The sequence below is a fragment of the Streptomyces sp. Y2F8-2 genome (genome assembly GCF_014905555.1).
Taxonomy (GTDB): domain Bacteria; phylum Actinomycetota; class Actinomycetes; order Streptomycetales; family Streptomycetaceae; genus Streptomyces; species Streptomyces cynarae.
This window is the reverse complement of the sequence record NZ_BNGS01000006.1, coordinates 314746-339984: the sequence shown is the minus strand read 5'-3', so window position 1 is coordinate 339984 and position 25239 is coordinate 314746. Positions and strand designations below refer to the sequence as shown.

Sequence of the window (25239 nt, the reverse complement as noted above, 5' to 3'; positions counted from 1 at the left end):
AAACAGGGGAGGACAGGCCCCGGCGCCGATGGGTGCCGGGGCCCTCCCCATGTCCGGGGTCGCGTCCGGGGCACATCCTCCCTCCCCTTCCCGGCCGTTGACATCGCTGTCATCTCCGGCCAAGAGCCCTCAGGTCATATGCCTCACGCGACAGCCTCGCATGCGAACGGTCCGAGCGCTGCGATTCCGCTCACTGAATCTTGATTGCAGTACGATCGCGGAATCATCACAACCGCCCCAGAAACTACATGAGTTGTGGGGGGTTGGGTGGGATGAGACGGGCATGGCCGGACGGAGGAGTCAAGAGGGACAGAGAGGGATCAAGAGGTCCTGCGGGGGCCTCGGTGCCTGTGTCAGGGCTTGGCCACGAAGACGTGGGACGCGATGTCCGACTGCAGCTCCGCCGCCTCGCCGCCGCTGCCGACCAGGACACCGCCCGCCGACTCCGTCACGCTGACCACCGAGCCGGGCTGCACGCCCGCCCGCCGCAGCGTGTACATGAGCTGCGCGTCCGTCTGGATGGGCTCGCCGATACGGCGTACGACGACCGTCTTGCCGTCCGTGCCCGGGTCCAGGTCGGCCAGCGAGACCATGCCCTCGTCCAGGAACGGGTCCGCCATCTCCTTCTCGCCGAGCTCCTCCAGGCCCGGGATCGGGTTTCCGTACGGCGACTCGGTGGGGTGGCGCAGCAGCTCCAGGACGCGGCGCTCGACCGCCTCGCTCATCACGTGCTCCCAGCGACACGCCTCGGCGTGCACCTGCTCCCACTCCAGCCCGATCACGTCGACCAGGAGGCACTCGGCGAGGCGGTGCTTGCGCATGACGCGGGTGGCCAGGCGGCGGCCCTCGTCCGTGAGCTCCAGGTGACGGTCGGCGGCGACCGACACCAGGCCGTCGCGCTCCATTCGCGCCACCGTCTGGCTGACGGTCGGGCCGCTCTGGTCGAGCCGCTCGGCGATCCGGGCGCGCATGGGGACCACGCCTTCCTCCTCGAGCTCGAGGATGGTGCGGAGATACATCTCCGTGGTGTCGATCAGTCCGGACATACGTGCCCCTCGAAGAGATCTGCCGGAGGCTGGACTGCTCACCGGCGTGTGCGCTGGCCCTGGACTCAATTCTGACTCATCCCACCGACAACCGGGGGCGCGGCGAGTGGACCAGGGCTACGGGGCGCGTCGGCCCGGCTCCCGGCGTGCCTGAAGGGGGCGCCGGGAGCCGTGCCCCGACCGCGCACCAGCCCCCCCGACCGCGCAGTCCGGCGCCGGGCGGGCCGTATTGACATCCCACTGGTCCAGACCGCAACGTGATCCGCGACACGGGCCGACTTCGAAGGGGCGTCGCCGATGAGCGCAGGGCCGAGCGGTGGGGAGCCGCAGGGCGGGAGCACGCCGGCGGAGCGGTTCTTCGACGCGGCGATCGGGCTGTTGCGGCGCGTGCGGGACGAGGACGCGCAGGAGATCGCGGCGGCCGGCACCCTGATCGCGGACACCGTGGTCTCGGGCGGCCGGCTGTTCGCCTTCGGCGCCGGGCACTCCTCGCTGGCCGCGCAGGACCTGGTCTACCGCGCGGGCGGCCTGGCCCTGATGAACCTGCTCGCGGTGCCGGGAGCCGTCGGCGTGGACGTCATGCCGACGACGCTGGGCTCCGCGCTGGAGCGGGTCGGCGGCCTGGCGAGCGCGGTCCTCGACACGAGTCCCCTGCGCTCCGGCGACCTCCTGGTGATCATCTCCCTGTCCGGCCGCAACGAGCTGCCCGTGGAGATGGCGATGACCGCCCGCGCGCGCGGCGTCAAGGTCATCGGCGTGACCTCGGTGGCGTACGCGGCGGAGACGAAGTCCCGTCACGCCTCCGGCACGTACCTGAAGGACCACTGCGACCTCGTCCTGGACTCGAAGATCGCGGTGGGGGACGCGGAGCTCACCCTCGACGCCGTCCCGGCGCCCTTCGCCCCCGCGTCCACGGTCGTCACCACGGCCCTGCTGCAGGCGGTCATGGCCACGGCGGCCGGTGTCCTCGCGGAGCGCGGCATCGAACCGCCCCTGCTGCGGTCGGGGAACGTCGACGGCGGCCATGAGTGGAACGCCCGGGTACTGACGGAGTACGCCGACCGGATCTTCTACCGCCAGGCGTAGCCGCGTCCCACGGCCCTATTTCGCGGCCCGCCCGGTCACCACGTCGGACAGGTCCAGCGCCGCGGCGATCCGTACCGCCACGTCCTCCGCGTACACCGCGTCCACCCGCTCGAACCGGCTGCGCCCGGCCCCCCGCAGGAACGTCACCACCCCCAGCGTCCGCCCCCGGCTGCGCAGCACGGCGCAGAGGGCGTGCACCGCGTCCGCGGGCCACTGCCGGGCCAGCGCCCACGCGTGCGCCTGGGCCGGGTCGGCGGCGCCCGCGTCGGCGCGTACGGTCCCGGAGCGCTCCACGCACTGCAGGGCGGGATGACCGTCGTCGTACCGCACCGGCAGTCCCGCCTTCCCGGTGAGCACGCTCGGGCCGGGGGCTCCGGACGGTGTCTCGGCGGCCCGCACCAGCCGTACCGGCCCCGCCCCGTCCGCCACCCAGCCGCCCGCCACCCGGTCGATCAGGGCGTGGTCGGCGAATCCGGCGAGGGCGAAGTCCAGATGGATCGTGGCCGCCTCGCCGGGGTCCTCGCACTCGGCGGCCGCCCGCGCGGCTCGGTGCAGCTGGTTGGAGCGGAAGCGCAGCAGGGCCGCCTCCTGCTCGCTCTGCTTGGTCTCGGTGACGTCCTGGAACAGCCACCCGACCCCGAGCGGGACCGGCTCCTCCGCCAGCGGTGAGGCCAGCCGCAGGAACCCGCTCCGCCAGCACCGCCGCTTCTCGCCGTCCGCGGTCCGCACGCTCACCCAGATCTCGGCGGGCGCCGGCGGCGCCCCCTCGGCGAGCACATGGGTCAGCGCGCTCTCCAGCTCCTCGACGCCCTGTGCGAGCAGGTCCCCGAGGGGCCGCCCCAGCACGGCCGTACGCCCGATGCCGAGCGCCCGGGCCGCGTGGGCGTTGACGACGGCGGGCCGCAGATCCGCGTCGACGAGCACGACACCCCAGCTCGCGTCCTCGAACAGGGCCTCGCTGAGCGCGATCGACCGCTCCAGGTCGATCTGCGCGTGCACCTCGCTGAACGCGCAGTACACCCCCGCGGGTTTCCCGTCGGGCCCTCGCACCGCCGCGGACTGGGTCCGTACGAGCACCCGCCCGCCGTCCTTGGTCAGCAGCGCGAACTCGTGCACCTGCCGCCCGGGGGCCTGCATCGCGGACATCAGCCACGCCTCGACCTCGGCCGCGTCGGCGCTGCGCACGGCCCACCCGGCGAAGCCGCGCCGCCCCACCGCCTCGGCCGCCGACCAGCCGAGAATCCGCTCGGCCTCCCGGTTCCAGTGGGTCACGACCCCGTCCGCGTCGAAGGCGCACAAGGCCGCGTCCATCCCGTCGAGGAGCGCGGCGAGAAGATCCGAACCATCCCGCTCCGGCTCGTCCGGCCCCAGCTCGTCCGTGGTCCCCCTCCGCCGGGAAGCACTCACCCGAACCCCCCTGCAGCCTGCGCGTCCGCCCATACGGCACGCTCGTCCGCTCTCTCGACCACATTCAACTCGACCGTGACCCAGCCCACATCTCCTTCACAGAAGATTGGGCGAAATCCTTGCGCCGCGGGTTCCCGTCTCGGGGGAACTAGCCCTTGCTGACCGCCGCCAGGATCTCCGGCAGCCGGCGGGCCGTGCGGGGGGCCGCGAGGCGGAGGCCGAGGAGGGTGATCAGGGCGCCGTAGGCGGCGCCCGCGGGCAGCAGGAGCCAGGTCCAGTCGTGGCCGTTCGCGGTGACGTTGAGCCAGATCGTCGCCGCGATCACGGGCGCGGAGAGCAGGGCGGCGGAGACCATGCCGCCGAGGATGGAGATCCAGGCGAGCCCCGCCTGCCCGGGGACCACGTTCTTGTAGCCCTCCTGCGGTATCGAGTACGGGAAGCGGGCCGAGGACCAGGCACCGGTGGCCAGCATCGCGCCGAGCAGCGCGAGGGACAGTCCGAGCACCTCGGGCAGCCTGCCCCAGGTGCCGAGCAGGGCGGTGGTGACGACGGTGACGAGGGCGGCGTACGGCAGGGTGATCAGCAGCAGGGCCAGCGCCCGGCCGCGCAGTTCGGCGTGGGCGTCGCGGGCGGAGGAGATCGTCATGGCGACCATCCAGAACGCGGAGGTGTCCTGCCCGAACTGGTTGTACATCTGGATGCCGAGCATGCCGGCCGCGAAGCAGGCGAAGTAGACGGAGCCGGTGCCCTGGAGGGCGTTGAAGACGGGCACGATCAGCCCGATGGCCAGCGACGTCACCCACGCCGCCTTGGTCTTGGGGTCGCGCCACACATAGCGCAGGCTGCGCTCGGCCACCGTACCGGTGCGGCCCGCGGGCAGCAGCCGGGACAGGCCCCTGGAGGCCCGCTCCCGGGGCCCCGGTTCGGCGGCCTGGAGCGTGGAGGAGTCCGGTGCGGTCATCAGCTTCGTGAGGTGGCGCGACCATATGGCCAGCAGGCCCGCCAACGCGGCCGCGCTCAGCGCGAGTTGGGCGGCCGCGACGCCGTACGACCCGTTGCTCACGGAGTCCACCGCGCCGATCGCGGAGGCGGGTGGCACCCAGCGCACGACGTCGCCCACCGGCTCCAGCCGCGACAGCCCGGCCGAACCCAGCTCGCGGGCACCGAAGTTGACGAGCTGCGCGCCGACGGCGACGACCAGCCCGCTCAGTACGGCGAGGTCGCGGCCCTTGCGGCTGGTCAGCAGGCGGACGTTGGCGGCGGCGACGGCCCGCGCGAGGGTGACGCAGACCAGCAGCGTGAGCACGACGGCGACGACCGCGGTGCCGTACGCCGCCGCGCCGTGCGCCACGGAGATCACCGAGCCGACGGCCATGCAGAGCGTGAACAGCGGCCCGATGCCCACCAGGGACGCCACCAGCAGGGCCCGGACGAGGGGCCCGGGGCGCAGCGGCAGCATCACCAGGCGGGTGGGATCGAGCGTCTCGTCGCCGCTGGGGAAGAACAGCGGCATCACGGTCCAGCCGAGCGCGACGATCTCGACGCCGAGCACGGCTACGGAGGCGGCGTGCGCGTTGCCGCGCAGCAGGATCAGGCCGAGCAACTGGGTGGCGGCGAACAGCAGGACCATGACGAGGGACGTGATGTACGCGGCGCGCCGCCCGGCGGACCGCCGCAGCCCGTTCCGCAGCAGGGACAGCTTCAGCCGTACGACGACGGCCGTCAGGCCGGTCACCGGGCGCCGCCGCCGAGCCAGTCGAGGTCGGCGCCCGCGGTGCGGCCGTGCGCGCCGACCAGTTCCAGGAACGCCTGTTGGAGGGTGGGCGCGTCACCGCGTACGTCGGCCAGCGGGCCGTGCGCGCGGATGCGGCCCGCGGCCATGACGGCCACCCAGTCGCACAGCGACTCGACCAGCTCCATGACGTGGGAGGAGAAGACGACGGTGGCGCCGGAGGCGGTGTACCGCTCCAGGACGCCGCGGATGGTCTGCGCGGAGACCGGGTCGACGCCCTCGAACGGCTCGTCCAGGAAGAGGACTTCGGGGTTGTGCAGCAGCGCGGCGGCGAGGCCGATCTTCTTGCGCATTCCGGTGGAGTAGTCGACGACGAGCTTGTGCTGGGCACTGGCCAGATCGAGGACGTCGAGGAGCTGGGTGGCCCGCTTGTCGACCTCGGCGCCGGGCAGTCCGCGCAACCGGCCGGTGTAGGCGAGGAGTTCGCGGCCGGACAGCCGCTCGAAGAGCCGCAGCCCTTCGGGCAGCACCCCGATACGGGCCTTCACCTGGGCCGGGTCGCGCCACACGTCCTGCCCGACGACCTCGACGGTGCCGCGGTCGGGCCGCAGCAGCCCGGTCACCATGGACAGCGTGGTGGTCTTCCCGGCCCCGTTGGGCCCGACCAGCCCGATGAACCGCCCGGCGGGCAATTCGAGATCGACCCCGGCGACGGCGACGTGTTCCCCGAACCGCTTCCACAGGTCATGCACGCGTACAGCGGCAGGAGCGGTCACTGTTCCCTCGTTCATGTGAGAACCCTACGGCGCGGGGGCGCCCCTGCAACGAGCGCGGGACAGTGCCGATGTGCGGCTCCGCCGTGATGGGGGTCCCCCTGTCCGAGCGAAGTCGAGAACGTGGGGGAGCGGGCAACCACAGGCAACGCGCTGCCGGGGACGGCGAGAAACCAGGTGGACGAGAAGACGAACGGCTACCGATCCCTGCCGCACGCATAGGCCAACGGCGACACCAGTTCCTCCGCATCCGGCAGCCACCGGTTCGCCGACGTGGGTCGCCGCGCCCACTGCACGGCCCCCCGCGATCCGAACCGGGTGGGCGGCGCGGCGACGTACGCGCCCTCGCCGAGCGTGACCAGGTCGAGTGAGGCGGCCTGCCAGCCCAGTTTGCGCAGCAGGTCCGGCACCTTCGCGGACGCGCCCGGCAGCACGAAGAACTGCATGCGCCGCGCCGGCGTCAGCGTCACCGGACCGAGCGTCAGCTCCATGCGCTCCATGCGCGCGAGGGCGAGGAAGCCGGCGGTCTCCGGGACGTCGATCGCGTCGAAGGTGCGTCCGGTGGGCAGCAGGATCGACGCGGTCGGCCGCTCGGACCACAGACCGCGTGCGACGGTGGCACTGCCGGTCGCCTGCGTCGCCCAGTCGTCGCGTGCCGGGTGCGCTCCGGGCACGGGACACGCGGACTGACCGCAGGAGCAGCGGTGCATCCCGTCGACGGCATCCAGCCAGGTGCCGGGGAACACGTCCCAGTGACGCTCCTCGACGTAACGGACGGCGGCGTCCAGGAGCGATTCGCCGCGCTGCTTCGGGATGTGGGCAGCTTCAGGGCCCGCGATGGTCTCTTCCACGATGAACTCAACTCTAGCGATCACCGGGGGTTACGCCCCGCCCACGGAGGGCCGTCCCGACGTGGACCGATGCTTTTTGAGCATGTCCTTTTCATCCCACATGCGCCGGGGAGGAGCACCGTCTCGGCGGGTGGGGCGCATGGATGCACGGGTGGGGGCGCGCACGGGGAACCGCGGCGGGGGCGGGGTAACCAGGTGGGGGGTGCGGGACCAGCCTTTACCCCGGCAATCTTCGCATGTCTCGCATCAGAGGAATGTCCGCTGGGCATCGATCTTCAAGGCCGGATCTTTTCGCTGCACCGGCCACTCGGCGAACCGAGCCAGGAAGTAGGGGGTACGCCATGGCCGCCAGGCCTCTTGTCGCGCGGCAGCCGAACGAACGACTGCAGGCGCTCATCCAGGAAGCGGGTTGCTCGAACGCGGGGCTCGCCCGCCGGGTCAACATGTGCGGCGCGGAGCACGGCCTCGACCTGCGCTACGACAAGACGTCCGTGGCCCGCTGGCTGCGCGGACAGCAGCCGCGGGGCCGGGCCCCGGCGATCATCGCGGAGGCGCTCGGCCGCAAGCTGGGGCGCACGGTCACGATCGACGAGATCGGCATGGCCAACGGCAAGAACCTCGCGTCGGGCGTGGGTCTGCAGTTCTCGCCCACGGTGCTCGGAGCGATCGAGCAGGTCTGCGAGCTGTGGCGCAGCGACGTCGGACGCCGGGACTTCCTGTCGGGGTCCTCCGTCGCGGCCTCCGCGCTCGTCGAGCCGAGCCGTGACTGGCTGATCTCCGGGCCGGACCCGCAGGTCGCGCGGTCGGCCGGGCCGCGGGTGGGACAGTCGGACGTGGACGCGGTGCGGGCCATGACGCAGGCCCTGGTCGAACTGGACCACCAGTACGGCAGCGGGCATGTGCGGCCGGTCGTCGTGCACTACCTCAACAGCGTCGTCTCCGGACTGCTGGCGGGGTCGTACCGGGACGCGGTGGGACGCGAACTGTTCGGGGCGGTCGCGCGGTTGACCGAGCTCGCGGGGTACATGGCGGTCGACACCGGACAGCCGGGCCTCGCGCAGCGGTACTACATCCAGGCGTTGCGGCTCGCTCAGGCGGCCGGTGACCGGGGGTACGGCGGCTATGTGCTCGCGGCGTCGATGAGCCACCTCGCGGCGCAGCTCGGAAACCCGCGTGAGATCGCGCAGTTGGCGCGGGCGGCGCAGGAGGGGGCGCGGGGGCGCGTGACCCCGCGCGCGGAGGCGATGTTCTACGCGGCGGAGGCGCGCGGGCATGCGCTGATGGGCGATGTCCGCGCCACGCAGATCGCGTCCGGGCGTGCGGTGACGGCACTGGAGTCGGCCGACGCGGCGTCCGGGGACGATCCGGCGTGGATCGCGCACTTCGACGAGGCGTACCTGGCGGACGAGCTGGCGCACTGTCACCGGGATCTGGGGCAGGCGGAGGCGGCGGCCCGGCGGGCGGAGGAGTCGCTCGCCGGGCATCCCGAGTCCCGGGCCCGGAGGCGGGCGATCGGGTTGGTGCTGCTGGCCACCGCGCAGGTGCAGCAGCGGGAGGTGGAGCAGGCGTGCCACACCGGGTTGAAGGCCGTGGAACTGCTCGGCACGCTGCGCTCCAGTCGGGGGGCGGAGTATCTCGAGGACCTGCAGCAGCGGTTGGAGCCGTATCGGGAGGAGACCGTGGTGCGGGAGTTCGGGGCGCGGCTGGATCTGGCAGCCGCGTGACGCCTCCGGCGGTTGTGCGACGTCACCGGCGGTTGTGTGGCGTCACCGGCGGTTGTGTGGCGTGCCCGGGGCCGGGGGTGCCGTCGCGGGGCTCCGCCCCGGGCCCCGGGGGTATCGCCGTAAGGGTGACGGATGTCTCGTTGGTGCGGATCGTCCGTGGCTGGGCGCGCCCAGTCCCGCGCCCTAGGGGGCGCTCCCCCTGTCCAGCGTGGCACCCGGTCATGGGGACCCGGTAGCGTGAGCCGACGATTCCGAAGGTCCCCCATTCGTAGGAGTCCCGGTGACGCAGAGTGGACAGGGCGAGGAGCCCTCGGCGCGGCCCGCGCGCGAAGGCATCGTGCTGCCCTCCGACGGCGGCGCGCCCCTGCTGCCGGGCCAGATGGGCGGAGTGAACGGTTCCCTGCCCCCGGCGCAGGCACCCGCACCCGCGCCCGGCCCCGCCGGCGGGCAGGCATGGGGACAGCCCTGGGGGCCGGGGCAGGCTGCCCAGCACCAGGAGAACCAGAACCAGCAGTGGGGCACGCAGCCGTCCTGGGAGGGCTCGGACCCGCGCTCGGCCTGGGGTCAGCAGCCGCCGGCCGGCCCGGGACAGCCGCTGCCCCCGCAGCAGAGCGCCGGCGCCGGGCCCCTGCCCCCGGCGGCCGGCTCCGCCGACGAAGGCGCCACGCAGTACCTGCCGCCTGTCGCCGCCGCCCCGAGCGAGGGTGCGACGCAGTACATACCCCCGGTGGCCGCCTCTCCCGACGAGGGGGCCACCCAGTACATCCCGCCGACGGGCCCGGGCGCGCTGCCCCCGGAGATGCCCGCCGACCAGGCGACCCAGATCCTCGGACGCGCCGTCGGCCCGCTGCCGCCCGCCGCCGACCCCGACGCCCAGGCCACCCAGTACCTTCCGCCCGTGCCCGGCCAGCCTTACGCCGTGCGGCCCGGGGCGCCCGGGGTGCCCGGGCAGGCGCCGCCGCCCGAGTTCGACAACCTCTTCCGTGACGGCGCGGGCGGGTTCGCCGCATCCACCCAGCACCTGCCGCGCTTCGACGGCGCGGACGCCCCCGGTGCACCCGTGAGCCGGGAGGCCGACCAGCGTGGTGGCCGTACCCGCTCGCGCGTCCCCCTCATCGCGGCCGTCGGCGTCGGCATAGTCGTCCTCGGGATCGGGGCCGGCGCCCTGCTCGGCGGGGGTGGCGGCAGCGACGGCAAGAACGACCACAGCAAGTCCGTCGCCGCGACCGGGCCCGCCGCGGACGCCTCGGGGTCGGGTGCCGCCGACCCGGCCCGGGCGCAGGCCGTCGCCCTGGACAAGCTCCTCGCCGACAGCGGCAACAGCCGCGACGCGGTGATCAGGGCGGTCGCGAACGTCAAGGCGTGCCAGAACCTCGACCAGTCGGCCGGCGACCTGCGGGACGCGGCCAAGCAGCGCAACGACCTGGTGAGCCGGCTGTCCGGACTCCAGGTCGACAAGCTCCCCGACCACGCCGCGCTGACCGCCGCGCTCGCCAGCGCCTGGAAGGCGTCCGCGTCCGCCGACACCCACTACGCGGCCTGGGCCGACCAGGTCTCGGGCAAGAAGGGCTGCAAGAAGGGCCAGGCGCGCGTGACCCCCCAGGCCCAGGCAGGTAACCGGGACAGCGGCACGGCCAGCGCCCAGAAGGCGAAGGCGGCACAGATGTGGAACGTCATCGCGCAGAAGTACGGCCTGACCGAGCGCCAGCCGACCCAGCTGTGAGCACGGCGGTGCGCGCCACCCGGTGAACGGGGCGGCGCGCACCGGCACGCCTCACTCGCTGTCCGTGCTCTCCAGCGTCTTCGACACGTTCACGAAGCCCTTGCGTGCCGCCACCAGCCGCCCGTCGCGCACGAGCTGGAAGGTCACGTCGGAGTTGATCAGGCGGGGGAAGTCGACGACCGCGGTGAGGTCCTGGAAGCGCCAGCGCAGGGTCGGGGTGAGGCCCCCGGTGTCGACCTTCAGGCCGTTGTCCAGGGCCATGCGGATCGTGCGGGCCGACACCTCGCCGTCGCCGAGCGACTCGACGGCCTTCTTCAGGACCGTGTACGCGATCCATGTGGTCTGCACGCCCGCGTCCGCCGGATCGATCCGGTCGTCGTCGAAGGCCTGCTCCTTGATCACATCCTTCATCTCGTTCCAGCGCGGGTCCGACGCCTCCGGGTACCAGCCGGTGACGTACGCGTCCTCGTAGGGTCCGGAGCCGCCGCCGGAGGAGTCGATCACCGACTGGTCGACGCTGCCGAGCACGGACGCGGTGCGCACCGGCCGGTAGTCGGCGCTCAGACGGCGGAAGGAGTCCATGAAGGTCCCGGTGCGTTCGTCGAGCGCCGGGACCACGCACCCCTTCTTCCGGGGGTTCGCGGTCGCCTCCTCCAGCGCCTGCCGCGCCTGGTCGTCCAGGGCGGTGGCGTCCTCTGCGGCGCGCACGTCGGCCGCCGGGGGGTGGTGCGCCGCCTTCAGTCCGGCGTCGAGCAGCAGGGGAAGCTCGTCGCCGGCGACCGTGTCGGGGCGCACCAGGGCGACGCTGCCGCAGGTCCGGCCGAGCTCCTCGCCGAGGCCGGCCAGCAGCGCGGGCTGGCCGCCGTTGACGGGATAGGACAGCACGCTCTTGAACTCGTCGTCGGTCAGGCCGTAGCCGCCGATGTAGGGGATGCCCGCCGACTCCAGCGGGGAGAGGAAGGAGCTGGCGTACTGGCTGTAGGAGCCGACGACCGCGACGGCGTTCTCCTTCACGGCGAGCCGGGCGCACTTCGCGGCGTCCACGTAGTCGTTGTGGTCGTTGCAGGTCAGGACCTCGAGCTTGCGGCCGTTCAGGCCGCCGTGGGCGTTGACCCAGCGCGCGTAGGCCTGCGCCATCGCCGGCATGCCCGGCTTGTCGGTCGCCGAGGTCTTGTCGGGTGCCCAGGTCATGACGGTCACGTGGTCGTCCCCGGAACCCCCCGTGGTACCGGGGACGACCCCGCAGGCGACCGCTATCGACGCAACTGCCACCAGCGCGCCCGCGGACAGCAGGACGGTCCTGACGCGGGGAGTCGCTTTCTCAGGGACGGAGCCCGGAACGCGGGGGCCGATGGAGGAGGAGCGGGTGCGTCGCCTGCCGGTCATGGACACGCACGATTCCCTCACACCGCTAACCGTCGTGTCATCGGAGGTCAACGGAAGGTGGCGTCGCGGTGAATTGAGGGGTCCGATGATCCGCATTTCACAGGGAACGTACGATCGATGACCGTGCAAGCTCCGGAGAACTCTTCCCGTCGCGGTCGTCGCTCATCCACCATGGGCGGCATGCCACTCAACGACATGCCGTGGTGGCGCTGGCGCAGCAATGTGCGCTCCGCGCTGCACATGCTCTCCGATCCCGTCTTCCAGCGGGACGTCTGGCTGGCCGGTGTCGAGGGGTACGGAGACGTCACCGACGCCGTGTACCGCCTGGTCGAGGACACCTGGCTGGACAACTGGTCGGCCGAGAAATACGTCGGCACGATCTTCCGGGACTCGCAGGAGGCGGCCCTCGTGGACACCGCCGTCCTGCGTGTGCTGCGGATCATGCACCAGGTGGGGCCGGACGCGCCGGTGGACGCCTACCTCAACCACCAGGCGTGGCCGGAGGCGGTGCGGGCGGCACGGGACGCCCACGTACGGCTCTCCGTGGCCGACGGGGAGGACCCGGACGTGCCGCCGCGCACGCTCGAGGTGCTGCGGATCCTGACGAGGAGCGCGTAGACCCGGTGGTCCGGGGTGGGCCCGTGTCGTTCGGGGGTCCTGTCGCCAGGCGGGGCCCCCGTCGTACGCCGGACCGTCCGGGTTGCGGGACGGCGGTCCGCGCGGGCCCGCGGACATGAGACCCTGGCGTGCATGAACGAGCAGTCCACCCGAGCCTCGGCCCCGGCCGACCAGTACGTCCTCACCCTCTCCTGCCCGGACAAGCAGGGGATCGTGCACGCCGTGTCGAGCTACCTGTTCATGACCGGCTGCAACATCGTCGACAGCCAGCAGTTCGGCGACCAGGACACGGGACTGTTCTTCATGCGGGTCCACTTCTCCGCCGAGGCCCCGGTGACCGTGGACAAGCTGCGCGCGAGCTTCGCGGCGATCGGTGACTCCTTCCAGATGGAGTGGCAGATCCACCGGGCCGACGAGAAGATGCGCGTCATCCTCATGGTCAGCAAGTTCGGCCACTGCCTGAACGACCTGCTCTTCCGCGCCCGGATCGGCGCGCTGCCCGTCGAGATCGCGGCCGTGGTTTCCAACCACACCGACTTCGCCGAGCTGGTCGGCTCGTACAACATTCCCTTCCACCACATCCCGGTGACGAAGGACACCAAGTCGGAGTCCGAGGCGCGGCTGCTGGAGCTGGTGCGCGAGCTGGACGTCGAGCTGGTGGTCCTGGCCCGCTATATGCAGGTGCTCTCGGACGACCTGTGCAAGCAGCTCAGCGGCAGGATCATCAACATCCACCACTCCTTCCTGCCGAGCTTCAAGGGCGCCAAGCCCTACCACCAGGCCCACGCGCGCGGTGTGAAGCTGATCGGCGCGACCGCGCACTACGTGACGGCCGACCTCGACGAGGGCCCGATCATCGAGCAGGAGGTCGAGCGGGTCGGCCACGACGTCACCCCGGACCAGCTGGTGGCGACGGGGCGGGACGTGGAGTGCCAGGCGCTGGCACGCGCGGTGAAGTGGCACGCGGAGCGCCGCATCCTGCTCAACGGCCGCCGGACGGTGGTCTTCGCCTAGGGCTCCCCGGGGCCCCGAGGCCGCCCCCCGGGGTCCCGCTACATCCGGCTCAGGGACGCCGCCGCGAAGAGCACGTCCCTGATCGCCTCCCGATCGCCGACCTGCCCCGCGGCCGCTTCCTGCGGCGGCACATGGCCGGCGGCCAGGCGGCAGAACTCCACCCCGTCGAGCGCGACGTGCGCCACCTCGTGCTCGGCGGAGGCCACCGCACCGGGCCATTCGAGCGGAATCAGCCACTCGCCGCCGCCGAGGCCCTCGATCTCCAGGCGCAGACTGCGCCCGGGCTCTCCCGCCGGAACGAGGTGCCGGCCGCCGCGCGGGGGCGCGGCGAGGCCGGCGCGCCGCCGGGCGGCCAGGGTCTGCGGCAGTATCCGTACCGCCAGGTCGAACATCTGGTGGAGATGGCGCGGTGCCGGCGGGTCGTAGGGGTAGTCGACGGCGTTCGCGATGTCCTCCGCGTGCACCCAGCACTCGAAGGCCCGATCCAGCATCGCGTCGTGCAGCGACAGCCCGAAGGCGCCGTACGACACCGGGACCGCCCCGCTGGTGTCGTCGGCGAGGGAGACCGCCCGGACGAGATGGTGGGTCTGGTCACGCCACGGAACGCGGATGGAGCGGGTCGGAGGGAAGTGGGAGGCGCGCCAGTACGCCTCCGTGCGCCCCTCGGGGCTGCCGTCGTCCCCGGCGGTGTCCCCCAGGGGGTCCTCCAGCCCGAGCGCCACCGCGACCAGGCCGTCGACGGAGAGCAGATGGGCGATGACCCCGGCCACGGTGGTGCGGCGGCTCGCCGGTGCCCTCCCGTCGAACCACCGCAGCCTGACCGGGGTGTGCCACTCGGCATCGCCGATGTCCTGCAGCAGGGCGTCCAGGCGCGCGGCCTCCGCGTCGTAGGGGGCGGCCCACTCCGGCACCGGGATGCGCGGCGGGCGCCGGCCGAGGCAACTCGCCAGGACACGGGTGCGCAGGGCGGGGTCGAGATCCAGACTCTCGGGCCGCTGCAACAGCCCGACGGCCTTCCGCAGCCGCCGCGCCTCCTCCGCGCACGCGCCGCAGCCATCGAGGTGCGCCTCAACGGCGGCGGTCTCCTCCGTGGAACAGGCGGCCAGCGCCCAGGCCCCGAGCAGCGACTTCAGCACCCGGTGCTCGAGCGGGACCGCCTCGGCCCCGGGCGCCGCGGCCCCACCGGCCAGCGGCCCCCGGGCCACTTCGGACACCTCCCGCTCGCCGGCGACCCCGGGTGCGCCCTGCCCGTCGCTCCCCTCGTACGCGTCGTACGCGCCGTACTCCTCGAACTCCTCCGGCCCCCGGGAACGCTCCGCCCCGCTCACCACACGCCCCCCGCTTCCGGCGGCGTGCCCGAGGGCCGCGTCTCGTGGGCGGTGGCGAGGAGCTGGAGGCCGAGGCGGAGCCGGCGGCGCGCCTCGTCCTCCGTGATACCGAGGTCGGCGGCGGTCTGGCGGTAGTCCCGGCGCTGGAAGTAGGCCCGTTCCAGAGCGGCGCGCAGCGGCACCGGCATGGAGGTGACGATGTAGTCCGCGCGGGCCGCGACCGAGGCCTGGCGCACCCTGCGCTCCAGGTCCTCCGCCGTGCCCCGGCCGTCCCGTGCCAGCGCGGCGGTCTCGGTGGCGCGCAGCCGCTGGACGGCGAGCCGGTGGGTCAGTGTGGCGACCCAGGTCCGCAGCGGCTCCCGCCTGGGGTCGTAGGACTCGGGGTTCTCCCAGACGTGCGCGAACACCTCGCGAGTGACGGCGTCCGCCTCCTCCTCGTCCCCGAGCACCCGGTGGGCGAGGCCGTGCACCAGGGAGGCGAACCGGTCGTAGCACTCTCCGAGCGCGGCGGCCTCACCCCGGGCGAGCCGCTGCTGCATCCTGCGGTCCCACCGGGGCGGTGCGTCCTTCTTCGCCATGCGGCCCCCTCGTCCCCGGACGTGCCCTGCGCCCTGTTCCGGTTCAGCGTGCGCCCCCCACCCCTTCGAATGTAGTCGGCACATCGGACAACGCACGCCCCTTTGTGGCAATGTGCGCCCCTCGGCGAGCCGCGGATGGTAGAGGCGGTCCCGCGCGGGACCGTGCCGGACGCGCGGGCGCCTACCCATCCGACTACGGATCAGGCCTGAACGAACAAGACCGTTACCGATTGAATTGGCTCATCTAATACGCAGTTTCGATCGACGGTTCGGTGTTTCATAGAGGAGCGTTCGGGCAGCCGCGCTCCAAAGGAAGCGAAGGGACCGCTTCCGTTTCATGGACGGCGCGGGCAGGCGCGGGCAGGCGGGAGGCATGGCGGTGACGCTCACAGTGACCGGCGAAAAGTGCGGCGAGTGGACCGTGCTCCAAGTGGCGGGCGAACTGGACCTGATGACGTCACCGGTGCTGCGCCAGCGGGTGCACGACGCGGTGGCGGACGGCCGCCACTGCCTCGTACTCGACCTCTCCCAGGTGGTCTTCTGCGACTCCAGCGGCGTCGGTGTGCTCGTCGCCGCACGCAGACTGATCCGCTCCTGCCGGGGTCGGCTCCGCCTCATCCTGCCCGGGCACGGCGCGCCCGAGGGCACACACGTCAACCGTGTCCTCGCCGCCCTCGGCGTCCGCCGCCTCTTCGACGTGCACCCGGACCTCGACTCGGCCACCGACGACACCTCGCGGCCCCTGTCGGCCTGACCGCAGGCCGACCGCACGACCGGCCGCAGACCGACCGCACGCCACCGCCCGACCCGACGCCACGGCACCCCTCCCCGGTGTGAGCGCCGACACACCACGGTCAACGGAACGTTGCAGGACAGCCACACTGTTGTCCCGGAATTCCCGCGGTCTTGGTACAACGGCCGTTTTCCCTCTCCCCGCGAGCTCCCCGCGTCGTACGCTCCCTGCCAGAAACACCCCCGATGTGACGTAAGGCGGCCCGAAACACCATGGTCAGCACCGAGTACGAGCGCAGGATCGCCGCCCGGTTCGCCGGCTTCGACCAGGACGGCAACGGCTACATCGACCGCGCGGACTTCAGCGCGGCGGCCAAGGCGGTCCTCACCGAGTTCGGCACCGCGGCCAGGTCCGAGCAGGGGCAGGCCCTGTACGCCGGGGCCGAGGCGTTCTGGCAGGGCATGGCCGGGATAGCGGACCGGGACGGCGACCAGCGCATCACCCGCGAGGAGTTCGTGGGCGGCGCGGTGAAGCGGCTGCGGGACAACCCCGAGCGGTTCGCGGAGATCGCCCGTCCGTTCCTGCACGCGGCGCTCGCCGTGGCGGACGGCGACCGCGACGGCGCCGCCACGGTCGCGGAGACCGCCCGCGCCCTGAAGGCCCTCGGCGCACCGGAGGACGTGGCCCGGGCGGCGGCGGCGACGCTCGACACGGACGGGGACGGCAAGGTCGGCGAGAGCGAGATCGTGTCCGCGTTCGCCCGCTACTTCACGGTCCCGGAGTAGTCCCCGAGGCCTCGGAGTCGGCAATCCCAGGGTCCGAATAGCGCTCCCGAAGCTTGTACTTGAGCACCTTCCGCAGGGTCTCCCCCCGCGGAAGGGCCTCCACCACCTCCAGCTGCTCCGGCAGCTTGTGCACGGACAGCCCTGCCGCCCGCAGGTACGACGTGACCGCGGGCAGCGTCAGCTCCTCGGCGCCCGGCGGCTGTTCGACCACCGCGCACACCCGCTCCCCGCGCACCTCGTCCGGCAGTCCGATCACCGCCACGTCCTGCACCGCGGGGTGCGTGTGCAGCAGGTCCTCGATCTCCCTGGCGGAGATGTTCTCCCCCTTGCGGATGATGACGTCCTTGCGGCGCCCCGTCAGCACCAGATGGCCGCTGTCGGTCAGGTACCCGAGGTCGCCGGTGCGCAGGAACCCGTCCTCGTCGAAGGCCTCCGCCGTCTGCACCGGATCCAGGTACCCCTGGCAGACGGCCTCTCCCCGCAGCCGTATCTCCCCGTCGACGATGCGTATCTCCATCCCCTCGGGCGGCCTCCCCTCCGTCGTCGCCAGGTTCCCGGGAGTGTCCTCGGGGTTCCCCATGGTGATCATCGGGACCTCGGTCATGCCGTAGCCGTGGGCCAGCCGGACGCCCATCTCGCGGACCACGCAGTGATACAGCTCGGGCGGCTTGGGGGCGCCGCCGCCCGCGAGGAGCCGGAGCGAGCGGATCAGCTTCTCGCCCGGCTGTCTGCGCTGCTCGGCCAGGAACATCGAGTAGAACGCCGTCGAGCCGCCCGCGACCGTCACCCCGTGCCGCCGGTACTCCGCCAGCGCCCGAGGGAGCGCGAAGTGCTCGAACATCACGGCCGGGAAGCCGTAGAGCAGGAGCATCACCGTGTAGTCGGGGCCCGCTATGTGGGCGTAGGGGAAGGCCATGGAGCCGACGTCGTCCGGGGTCAGGCGCAGGGCGTGGGCCAGGCAGGAGCCGCCCGCGATCAGGGAGCGGTCGGTGTGCAGGACGCCCTTGGGGTCGGAGGTGGTGCCCGAGGTCCAGTAGATCCAGCGGACCGAGGTGCCGTCGGCGGGCGGGGCGGGGAGCGTCGACGGGTCGCCGTCCGGCAGGTCGTCGTACGCCTCGAAGACGCCTTTCGCGCCCAGCCGGCGGGCCATGTCCGTGTGGTCGTGCCCGCGCCAGACACCGGGTACCGCGAAGAACTCCGCCTTCGACTCGCGCAGCGCGAAGCCGACCTCGCGGTCCCGGTAGTAGGGGATCACCGGGGACTGGACGGCGCCCAGGCGGGCCAGCGCGAAGGACAGCAGGGCGGTCCCGATGCGGGTGGGCAGCTGCCAGGCGACCACCGTGCCGGGGCGTACGCCCATGCCGTACAGGCCGGCCGCCACGCGCTCGGCGCGGGTGCGCAGGTCGCCGAAGGTGAGAACCCGGTCCTCCTGGAGCAGGACCGGACGGTCGGGAGTGAGGTCGGCACGGCGGTCGACCAGCTCCCACAGCGTGCGGGCGGAACTCAGGTCGTGCGGGGTCTCGTTCACGGCCCGCCCCTCTGCTTGGCTGACGACTCGTCAGGTGACATGCTATCTGACGACTCATCAGATCGTGTCCATCAGAGGAGAGCCGGTCCGGCGGAGGGGAACCATGGCGAGTGAACTGCCCCGCATCATCAGCGTCGACGACCACGTGATCGAGCCCGCGCACCTCTTCGAGACCTGGCTGCCGGCCAAGTACCGGGACCGGGGCCCGCAGCCGCTGACCGCCGGGATCGGCGAACTGGCCTACGTCGGCGGCATGTACCAGATCACCATGGACCCGGAGGGGCCGCCGACGGACTGGTGGATCTACGAGGACCTGAAGTTCCCCTACAAGCGGAACATCGCCGCCGTCGGCTTCGACCGGGACGAGATGACCCTGGAGGGGATCACCAGGGAGCAGATGCGGCGAGGGTGCTGGGACCCCAAGGCCCGCCTGGAGGACATGGACCTCAACCACGTCGAGGCCAGCCTCTGCTTCCCGACCTTCCCGCGCTTCTGCGGTCAGACCTTCGCCGAGGCGCACGACAAGGAGGTCGCCCTGGCCTGCGTACGCGCCTACAACGACTGGATGGTCGAGGAGTGGTGCGGCGACAGCGGCGGCCGGCTCATCCCGCTCTGCCTGATCCCCCTGTGGGACATCGACCTCGCGGTCGCCGAGATCCGGCGCAACGCCGGGCGGGGGGTGCGGGCCGTCACCTTCTCCGAGATCCCCACCCACCTCGGCCTGCCCTCCATCCACTCCGGCTACTGGGACCCGTTCTTCGCCGTCTGCCAGGAGACCGGGACGGTGGTCAACATGCACATCGGCAGCAGCTCGCAGATGCCTGCCGCCTCGCCCGACGCGCCTCCCGCCGTGCAGGCCTCGCTGAGCTTCAACAACGCGATGGCCTCGATGATGGACTACCTCTTCAGCGGGGTCCTGGTGAAGTTCCCGCGCCTCAAGCTCGCCTACTCCGAGGGGCAGATGGGCTGGATCCCGTACGCGCTGGAACGCGCCGACGACGTCTGGGAGGAGCACCGCGCCTGGGGCGGTGTCCGCGACCTGATCCCCGAGCCGCCGTCGGCGTACTACTACCGGCAGATCTTCTGCTGCTTCTTCCGCGACAAGCACGGCGTCGCCTCGCTCGACGTGGTGGGCCGGGACAACGCGACCTTCGAGACCGACTACCCGCACGTCGACTCGACCTTCCCGCACACCAAGGAGGTCGCCCTCGACCATGTGAAGGGCCTGGACGACGAGACGGTGCACAAGCTGATGCGGGGCAACGCGATCCGCATGCTGGACCTGGACCTCGGCCGCTGATGGACCTGTCCTGCACACCGGAGGAGGAGGAGTTCCGGGCCCGGCTGCGGGAGTGGCTCGCCGAGGTGCTCCCCACCCTGCCGCCGAAACCGTCCCCGGACGACTGGCCCGGGCGGCGCGCCTACGACCTCGGGTGGCAGCGCATGCTGTACGACGCCGGGTACGCCGACGTTCACTGGGACGCCTCCCCGACCGTGCGGCTGATCTTCCTGGAGGAGGCCGAGAAGGCGGGCGCGCCCTATGTGGGGGCCAACTTCGTCGGGCTGCTGCACGCCGGGCCCACCATCGCCGCCGAGGGCACTCCCGGACAGCGGGAGCGCTGGCTGCCGCCGATCCTGCGCGGGGACGAGGTGTGGTGCCAGGGGTTCAGCGAGCCGGACGCCGGGTCCGACCTCGCCGCGCTGCGCACGCGCGCGTGGCGGGACGGCGACGACTACGTGGTGAGCGGATCCAAGATCTGGACCTCGCACGCGGAGGTCGCCGACTGGTGCGAACTGCTGGTGCGCACCGACCCCGGCGCGCCGAAGCACCGGGGCATCACCTGGCTGGCGATGCCCATGGACGCACCGGGCGTCAGCGTACGGCCGCTGCGGACGCTCGCCGGGTCCGAGGAGTTCGCGGAGGTGTTCCTCGACGAGGTGCGGGTGCCGGTCGCCAACCGGGTCGGCGCGGAGAACGACGGCTGGCGCGTGACCATGGTGACGCTGTCCTTCGAACGCGGCACCGCGTTCGTCGGGGAGGTGGTGGCCTGCCGCCGCGTGCTCGGCGAACTCGCCCGCCAGGCGCTGGCGAACGGCCGCTGGGACGACCCCTCGCTGCGGCGGAGGCTGGGGCGGCTGAACGCCGAGTTCCGTGCCCTGTGGCGGCTCACGCAGTGGAACGTGAGCGAGGCGGAGCAGAAGGGCGGGGTCCCGGGCGTGGGCGGCTCGGTCTTCAAGCTGCGGTATTCGCACGCGCGTCAGGAGCTGTACGACGCAGCCGCCGAGGTCCTGGGCCCCGAGTCCCTGGACCTCGGCCGCCCATGGGTCCTGGACCGGCTGTCGTCCCTGTCGTACACGATCGCGGCCGGCACCTCGCAGATCCAGCGGAACATCGTGGCCGAACGCATCCTCGGCCTGCCGAAGGGACGGTGACGCGGCCGTGCGCTTCCAGCCGACCGACGACCAGCGGGCCTTGCGGGCAGGCGTGCGCGGTCTGCTCCGGCGTCGCTTCGGCCGGAGCGCGCTGAGGGCCGCCGTGGACCGGCCCGGTGCGCTCGACCGTGGGCTGTGGCGGGAACTGGGCGAGGCGGGCTTCTTCGCGCTGCGGCTGCCGGAGGCGGACGGCGGGGTCGGACTGGGCCTGCCGGAGGCGGTCCTGGCCTTCGAGGAGGCCGGCCGGGCGCTGCTGCCCGGCCCACTGGTGGCCACCCACCTTGCGGCGGGCGAGGTGCCGGGCGCGGCGAGCGGACAGACGGTGGTCACGGCGGCGTACGGCGGGCTCGTGGAGTGGCTGGGGGAGGCGGACGTCGTCCGGGGTGACGCGACCGGTGTCCTGCCCCTGGCCTCGGTGGACCCGCTGACGCCCCTGCACCGGGTCGCCCGGACCGCCGAAGACCGCCCGCAAGACCCCGTCGCGGTCCTCCTCACCGCCGCCGAACAGCTCGGCGGCGCCGCGCGGACCTGTGAGCTGGCGGCGGAGCACGCGCGGACCCGGGAGCAGTTCGGTCAACCGATCGGGGCCTTCCAGGCGGTCAAACACCTGTGCGCCGAGAGCCTGGTACGGGTGGAGACGGCCCGCGCCGCGGTGTACGCCGCCGCCGTCACCGCCGATCCCCTCGACATCGCCGCGGCCCGTCTGCTCGCCGACGAGGCGGCCGTCCGCTGCGCCCGCGACTGCCTCCAGGTGCACGGCGGTATGGGCTTCACATGGGAGGCGGAGGTGCACCTGCACCTGAAGCGAGCATGGGTACGGACCCAGCGTATGGGTTCGAGTGCACAGAGTGAGGAAAAGCTCGCTGGGGAACTGCTCTCATAGGCGGGGTAGAAGGCCCTGAGCAGGGACTATTCGCCGCACTCGGACCTGGATGTCGCGGATTGTGGCAGTCCGGAATCACGGAGCGTTGATACCGGGTTGTGTCCTACGCGTGACTTGTCACGGGGTGGAGTCGCGGGAGGGCTCCGGTACCTTGTGTGGGATGCGAGCGGTTCTGAGCCCGATCCACCACGGTGCGGCCCCTGAGGCGGCGCCGGATCCGGCGATGTGCACCGTTCGCGAGGCAGGGCGGCCCGTCGTGCCTGCCTGTTCGACTCATCGTGGCAAGCGTCGCACAGTATGGCGTACGCGTACTCCTTCGCGCTGGAATATGCCCGAAGCGCTTGTTGGGGTGACTGTACGTCAACCATGCTGTCGTGCAAGGGAATCACGGTCCGTGATCCTGGTTCCTGCCATGCAGACGATGACCACGATCGTGGCCCTTGTGAGGCGCGAGGCGATGTGTCCGCCGGTTCGGATGGTGTGAGCGGTGCAGGTGCTTCAAGTGCAGCTGGAGATCCGGCCCGACCCCGCTGAAGTGGGTCGGGCCCGGCGGTGGGCGCGCTCGCGCCTTGCCGGGTCGGGCATAGCGGCGGACGAACCGCTGGCCGAGACGCTGATCCTGCTCGTCTCGGAACTGGTCACCAACGCCGTGGTACACACCGGTTGTCCCGCCGTGCTGCGCCTGCTGCTGACCGGCGCATGCGACGGCCCCTCCGGCGCCCCTGCGGGCACCGTCCGTCTGGAGGTCGCCGACCGCAGCGCCCGCCCGCCGCAGCCCCGGCACGCGGGGGGCGAGGAGACCGGGGGGCGCGGCCTGGAGCTGGTCGACGGGCTCGCCGACCGCTGGGGCTGGGACGCCGAGGGTGCGGGCAAGCGCATCTGGTGCGAGGTGGACCGCTGCGCGACGCCGGCCGAGGACGGGGCGACGGTGTGCGGCGTGGAGGTGGCGGCCTGCGGCGTGGAGGCGGCGCCTCGGTTCGCGTACGGCGTGGTGTGACGGGACCCTACGGCGAGGCGTGAGCGGACCGGACCGGGCGGTTGCCCGGGGCGCCGGTGCATGCGCCTGGGCACGGGCGGCTCGACGGTCGTACGGGCATGGCTGCCTGGAGTGGGTCGCGGGCGAGTGCGCCGGGGTCTGCTTCTGTACGCGCCGTCACAAGAACGGCATACGTGAGGAATCGCCGAGGGCCTGTTGACGCCGTGTGTCTGGTTGATCACGCTTGTGTTCGGCGATCCGTCGTGAGGGGACGCCGAGGACTCGGGTGACGGGAGCCCTCGACGAGTGCGGATCGTGCTTCGGCCCCGGCTCTTGCAGGGTCGGGCGGCCCGGGGGGACCGTCCGGGGGCGGGCGGAGATGCCGAACCGGCCGGCGGTGCGCCGTCGGCCGGTTCGGCATCTCCGGCTCACAGGACGGCCACGGGTGCCACGGGGCTTCCCGTACCGCCGACGAACGGTTCGGGTGTCGCGGACAGCAGGAAGGCGTAGCGCCCCTCTTGTCCACAGGCTGTGGACAACTCCTCGAGGTTCCAGTTCTGCCCCTGCGGCATCCCCATCTCCACGAGGTGGAGGGCGTGCACGGGCAGCCACAGATCCTCGATCTCGGGGGGAAAGACCTCGAAGGTGAGCGTGTCGTTCGCGACGGCCGCCACATCGTGCGCGTGGAACCACTCCGGGGTCCGCACCGACAGCCCCGGCGAGGGATACCCGTAGGCCTGTGTGCCGCCCGAGAGATAGGTGCGGATCTGCCCGGTCCGCACGAGGACGATGTCACCCGCCCGCACCCGCGTACCGGCGAACTCCTCGGCCGCGTCCAGATCCTCCGGCGTGACCGCGTACGAACCCTCGAGCCGCTCCCGGCCGAGCGCCCGGGGGATGTCCAGGAGCACCCCCCGGGAGACGATGTGCCGCGTCTTGTCGATCCCGCTGAACGCGGCGCCGCCGTGGGCTGTCACCGTGCCGGCCGGACGGCCGTTGTAGAGCTTCCCGGAGTGCGATACGTGCGGGAGCGCGTCCCAGTGCGTGGCCGCCTGGAGGCCCATGGTCACGGCGTCGTCGCTGCACGCCACCGTGCCCGGGCCGAAGATCTCCTGGTTGATCTGCACCATCACGTGCAGCGGATTGACCCGCCCCGGGATGACGCCGGTCTGCACTCCGTCCTGTTGGAGCGGAAGGGCGAGCGGTATCCGCCGCCCACTGCGCACACAGGTCACGGCCTCGCGTACCACCTGGTCGGTGACGAGGTTCAGCGTGCCGATCTCGTCCTCCGGGCCCCAGCGCCCCCAGTTGTTCACGCGCTTCGCGATCTCATGGAACTCGCCGGGCAGTGACATCGGCCCTCCCGGGGGCTTGTCTCGGAGTATCTGACGACCCGTAAAATCCGACTGCGAGAGAATCTAACGAACCGTCAGAAACTCCGGAAGGGCAAGGGGAGGGGCTGAGCATGGCGAACTTCCTGGCGGGCAAGGTCGTCGCGGTGACGGGCGGGGGCCGGGGCATCGGACGGGCGGTGGCGCTGGCCGCAGCGGCGGAGGGGGCGCGGGTCGTCGTCAACGACTACGGGGTCTCGGTGGACGGCGCCTCGCCCACGAGCGAGATCGCCGACGCCGTGGTCAAGGAGATCGAGGCGGCGGGCGGGGAGGCCGTCGCGGTCGCCGACGACATCTCGACCATGGCGGGCGGGCAGCGGGTGGTGGACCGGGCGCTCGCGGCGTACGGCCGCCTGGACGGGGTGGTGTGCGTGGCGGGCATCCTGCGCGAACGGATGCTGTTCAACATGACCGAGCAGGAGTGGGACCCGGTGCTCGCCACACACCTCAAGGGCACGTTCACGGTGTTCCGCGCGGCGTCGGCGGTGATGCGGCAGCAGCGCTCGGGCACGCTGATCGGTTTCACGAGCGGCAACCACCAGGGCTCGGTGTCGCAGGCCAACTACAGCGCGGCGAAGGGCGGCATCATCTCGCTGGTGCGCAGCGCGGCCCTGGGCCTGCACAAGTACGGGGTGACGGCGAACGCGGTGGCCCCGGTGGCCCGGACCCGCATGTCGGCGAACGTCCCCATGGAACTCAAGGAGATCGGCGACCCCGAGGACGTGGCGGCGCTGGTGGTCTACCTCCTGTCCGACCGCGCGAAGGAGGAGGGCGTCACGGGCCAGGTGTACACGATCGCGGGCCCGAAACTGGCGGTCTGGGCACAGCCGAGGGAGCTGAGGGCGGCGTACGCGGAGGGCGCGTGGACCCCGGAGAGGATCGCGGACTTCCTGCCGGGAACGGTGGGGACGGACCCGATGCCGCTACTGGAGCAGGTGGAGGCGATGGAGAGGGCGGCCCGCCGCGGCCGCTGAGCCTGCGGTGCCGTTCGGGCTGGGTTTGCGCGGTGGCGCTCGGGCTGGGTTTGCGTGGTGCCGTTCGGGCTGGGTTTGCGCGGGGCGCGGTAGCGCTCGGGGTTGCGGGTGTGTTGGCGGCCACGGGTTCGTTGTGGCTGGTCGCGCAGTTCCTCGCGTCCCTTATGGCGGGGGGAGTTCGAGGACGAGGCCGTCAGGCCGAAGCGGGGGTCTGGGGGCGCAGCCCCCAGGGACGGGACGGGGAGGGGCGGCGGGGGCGAGAAACCCTCC

The 25239-nt window shown here is 72.3% G+C and carries 22 protein-coding genes; 12 read left to right on the top strand and 10 right to left on the bottom strand.

All coding sequences use genetic code 11. The features are described from left to right. Positions 1-353: 353 nt before the first annotated feature. Positions 354-1046: a metal-dependent transcriptional regulator gene (locus SY2F82_RS22145; protein WP_200420892.1), complete on the bottom strand. Its 693-nt coding sequence runs from the start codon at positions 1044-1046 to the stop codon at positions 354-356. 297 nt (positions 1047-1343) lie between these two features. On the opposite strand from SY2F82_RS22145, the gene SY2F82_RS22140 reads away from it, so the two are divergent. Continuing rightward, complete coding sequence (locus SY2F82_RS22140) at positions 1344-2132, top strand: SIS domain-containing protein (RefSeq protein ID WP_200420891.1); 789 nt, start codon at positions 1344-1346, stop codon at positions 2130-2132. A gap of 15 nt (positions 2133-2147) precedes the next feature. On the opposite strand, the gene SY2F82_RS22135 is transcribed toward SY2F82_RS22140, so the two are convergent. The 4 genes from SY2F82_RS22135 to SY2F82_RS22120 form a co-directional block, all read right to left on the bottom strand. After that, on the bottom strand, positions 2148-3539 hold the full coding sequence (locus tag SY2F82_RS22135; RefSeq protein ID WP_200420890.1) for a PAS domain-containing protein: 1392 nt from the start codon (positions 3537-3539) through the stop codon (positions 2148-2150). Positions 3540-3687: 148 nt separating this feature from the next. Continuing rightward, positions 3688-5274: a transporter gene (locus SY2F82_RS22130; protein WP_200420889.1), complete on the bottom strand. Its 1587-nt coding sequence runs from the start codon at positions 5272-5274 to the stop codon at positions 3688-3690. Further along, complete coding sequence (locus tag SY2F82_RS22125) at positions 5271-6062, bottom strand: ABC transporter ATP-binding protein (protein ID WP_200420888.1); 792 nt, start codon at positions 6060-6062, stop codon at positions 5271-5273. The genes SY2F82_RS22130 and SY2F82_RS22125 overlap by 4 nt, the downstream gene beginning before the upstream one ends. 179 nt (positions 6063-6241) lie before the next feature. After that, positions 6242-6895 carry a bifunctional DNA primase/polymerase gene (locus SY2F82_RS22120; RefSeq protein WP_200420887.1) on the bottom strand — a complete coding sequence of 218 codons (654 nt, stop codon included), beginning with the start codon at positions 6893-6895 and terminating at the stop codon, positions 6242-6244. Positions 6896-7236: 341 nt separating this feature from the next. Here SY2F82_RS22120 and SY2F82_RS22115 point away from each other — a divergent pair, with 341 nt between their 5' ends. Together SY2F82_RS22115 and SY2F82_RS22110 are read left to right on the top strand one after the other, a co-directional pair. Next, positions 7237-8619 carry a transcriptional regulator gene (locus SY2F82_RS22115; RefSeq protein ID WP_200420886.1) on the top strand — a complete coding sequence of 461 codons (1383 nt, stop codon included), beginning with the start codon at positions 7237-7239 and terminating at the stop codon, positions 8617-8619. A gap of 280 nt (positions 8620-8899) precedes the next feature. Continuing rightward, complete coding sequence (locus tag SY2F82_RS22110; protein ID WP_200420885.1) at positions 8900-10342, top strand: hypothetical protein; 1443 nt, start codon at positions 8900-8902, stop codon at positions 10340-10342. Between the two features lie 51 nt (positions 10343-10393). Here the strand turns inward: SY2F82_RS22110 and SY2F82_RS22105 are convergent, their stop codons facing one another. Continuing rightward, complete coding sequence (locus SY2F82_RS22105) at positions 10394-11728, bottom strand: ABC transporter substrate-binding protein (RefSeq protein WP_200420884.1); 1335 nt, start codon at positions 11726-11728, stop codon at positions 10394-10396. 117 nt (positions 11729-11845) lie between these two features. On the opposite strand from SY2F82_RS22105, the gene SY2F82_RS22100 reads away from it, so the two are divergent. Both SY2F82_RS22100 and purU read left to right on the top strand, forming a co-directional pair. Further along, positions 11846-12346: a hypothetical protein gene (locus tag SY2F82_RS22100; protein ID WP_200420883.1), complete on the top strand. Its 501-nt coding sequence runs from the start codon at positions 11846-11848 to the stop codon at positions 12344-12346. Between the two features lie 132 nt (positions 12347-12478). After that, complete coding sequence (gene purU / locus SY2F82_RS22095; RefSeq protein ID WP_200420882.1) at positions 12479-13360, top strand: formyltetrahydrofolate deformylase; 882 nt, start codon at positions 12479-12481, stop codon at positions 13358-13360. Positions 13361-13398: 38 nt separating this feature from the next. Here purU and SY2F82_RS22090 read toward each other — a convergent pair whose 3' ends face one another. Both SY2F82_RS22090 and SY2F82_RS22085 read right to left on the bottom strand, forming a co-directional pair. After that, a complete protein-coding gene (locus SY2F82_RS22090; protein ID WP_200420881.1) occupies positions 13399-14688 on the bottom strand; it encodes a maleylpyruvate isomerase N-terminal domain-containing protein in 1290 nt (429 codons plus the stop codon). Next, positions 14685-15266 (bottom strand): sigma-70 family RNA polymerase sigma factor, encoded by a 582-nt coding sequence (locus SY2F82_RS22085; RefSeq protein ID WP_200420880.1) that lies wholly within the window; start codon positions 15264-15266, stop codon positions 14685-14687. The genes SY2F82_RS22090 and SY2F82_RS22085 overlap by 4 nt, the downstream gene beginning before the upstream one ends. Positions 15267-15639: 373 nt before the next feature. Between SY2F82_RS22085 and SY2F82_RS22080 the strand changes: the two genes are divergently transcribed. Beyond that, a complete protein-coding gene (locus SY2F82_RS22080; protein ID WP_200420879.1) occupies positions 15640-16020 on the top strand; it encodes an STAS domain-containing protein in 381 nt (126 codons plus the stop codon). A gap of 251 nt (positions 16021-16271) precedes the next feature. Beyond that, entirely contained in the window at positions 16272-16784 is a 513-nt protein-coding gene (locus tag SY2F82_RS22075) for an EF-hand domain-containing protein (RefSeq protein WP_200420878.1), read from the top strand. Here the strand turns inward: SY2F82_RS22075 and SY2F82_RS22070 are convergent. Further along, entirely contained in the window at positions 16768-18312 is a 1545-nt protein-coding gene (locus SY2F82_RS22070; RefSeq protein ID WP_200420877.1) for a class I adenylate-forming enzyme family protein, read from the bottom strand. The genes SY2F82_RS22075 and SY2F82_RS22070 overlap by 17 nt on opposite strands. A gap of 103 nt (positions 18313-18415) precedes the next feature. On the opposite strand from SY2F82_RS22070, the gene SY2F82_RS22065 reads away from it, so the two are divergent. From SY2F82_RS22065 to SY2F82_RS22050, 4 genes are all read left to right on the top strand, one after another. Continuing rightward, complete coding sequence (locus SY2F82_RS22065; protein WP_200420876.1) at positions 18416-19612, top strand: amidohydrolase family protein; 1197 nt, start codon at positions 18416-18418, stop codon at positions 19610-19612. Next, positions 19612-20745, top strand: a complete 1134-nt coding sequence (locus tag SY2F82_RS22060; protein ID WP_200420875.1) for an acyl-CoA dehydrogenase family protein — start codon at positions 19612-19614, stop codon at positions 20743-20745. Before SY2F82_RS22065 ends, SY2F82_RS22060 begins: the two co-directional genes overlap by 1 nt. A gap of 7 nt (positions 20746-20752) precedes the next feature. After that, positions 20753-21628 carry an acyl-CoA dehydrogenase family protein gene (locus tag SY2F82_RS22055; RefSeq protein WP_200420874.1) on the top strand — a complete coding sequence of 292 codons (876 nt, stop codon included), beginning with the start codon at positions 20753-20755 and terminating at the stop codon, positions 21626-21628. Positions 21629-22115: 487 nt separating this feature from the next. Continuing rightward, positions 22116-22625, top strand: a complete 510-nt coding sequence (locus SY2F82_RS22050) for an ATP-binding protein (RefSeq protein ID WP_200420873.1) — start codon at positions 22116-22118, stop codon at positions 22623-22625. 407 nt (positions 22626-23032) lie between these two features. On the opposite strand, the gene SY2F82_RS22045 is transcribed toward SY2F82_RS22050, so the two are convergent. After that, positions 23033-23959, bottom strand: a complete 927-nt coding sequence (locus SY2F82_RS22045) for a cyclase family protein (RefSeq protein WP_200420872.1) — start codon at positions 23957-23959, stop codon at positions 23033-23035. Positions 23960-24069: 110 nt separating this feature from the next. Here SY2F82_RS22045 and SY2F82_RS22040 point away from each other — a divergent pair, with 110 nt between their 5' ends. Continuing rightward, positions 24070-24969, top strand: a complete 900-nt coding sequence (locus SY2F82_RS22040) for an SDR family NAD(P)-dependent oxidoreductase (protein WP_200420871.1) — start codon at positions 24070-24072, stop codon at positions 24967-24969. The last annotated feature ends 270 nt before the right edge of the window (positions 24970-25239 follow it).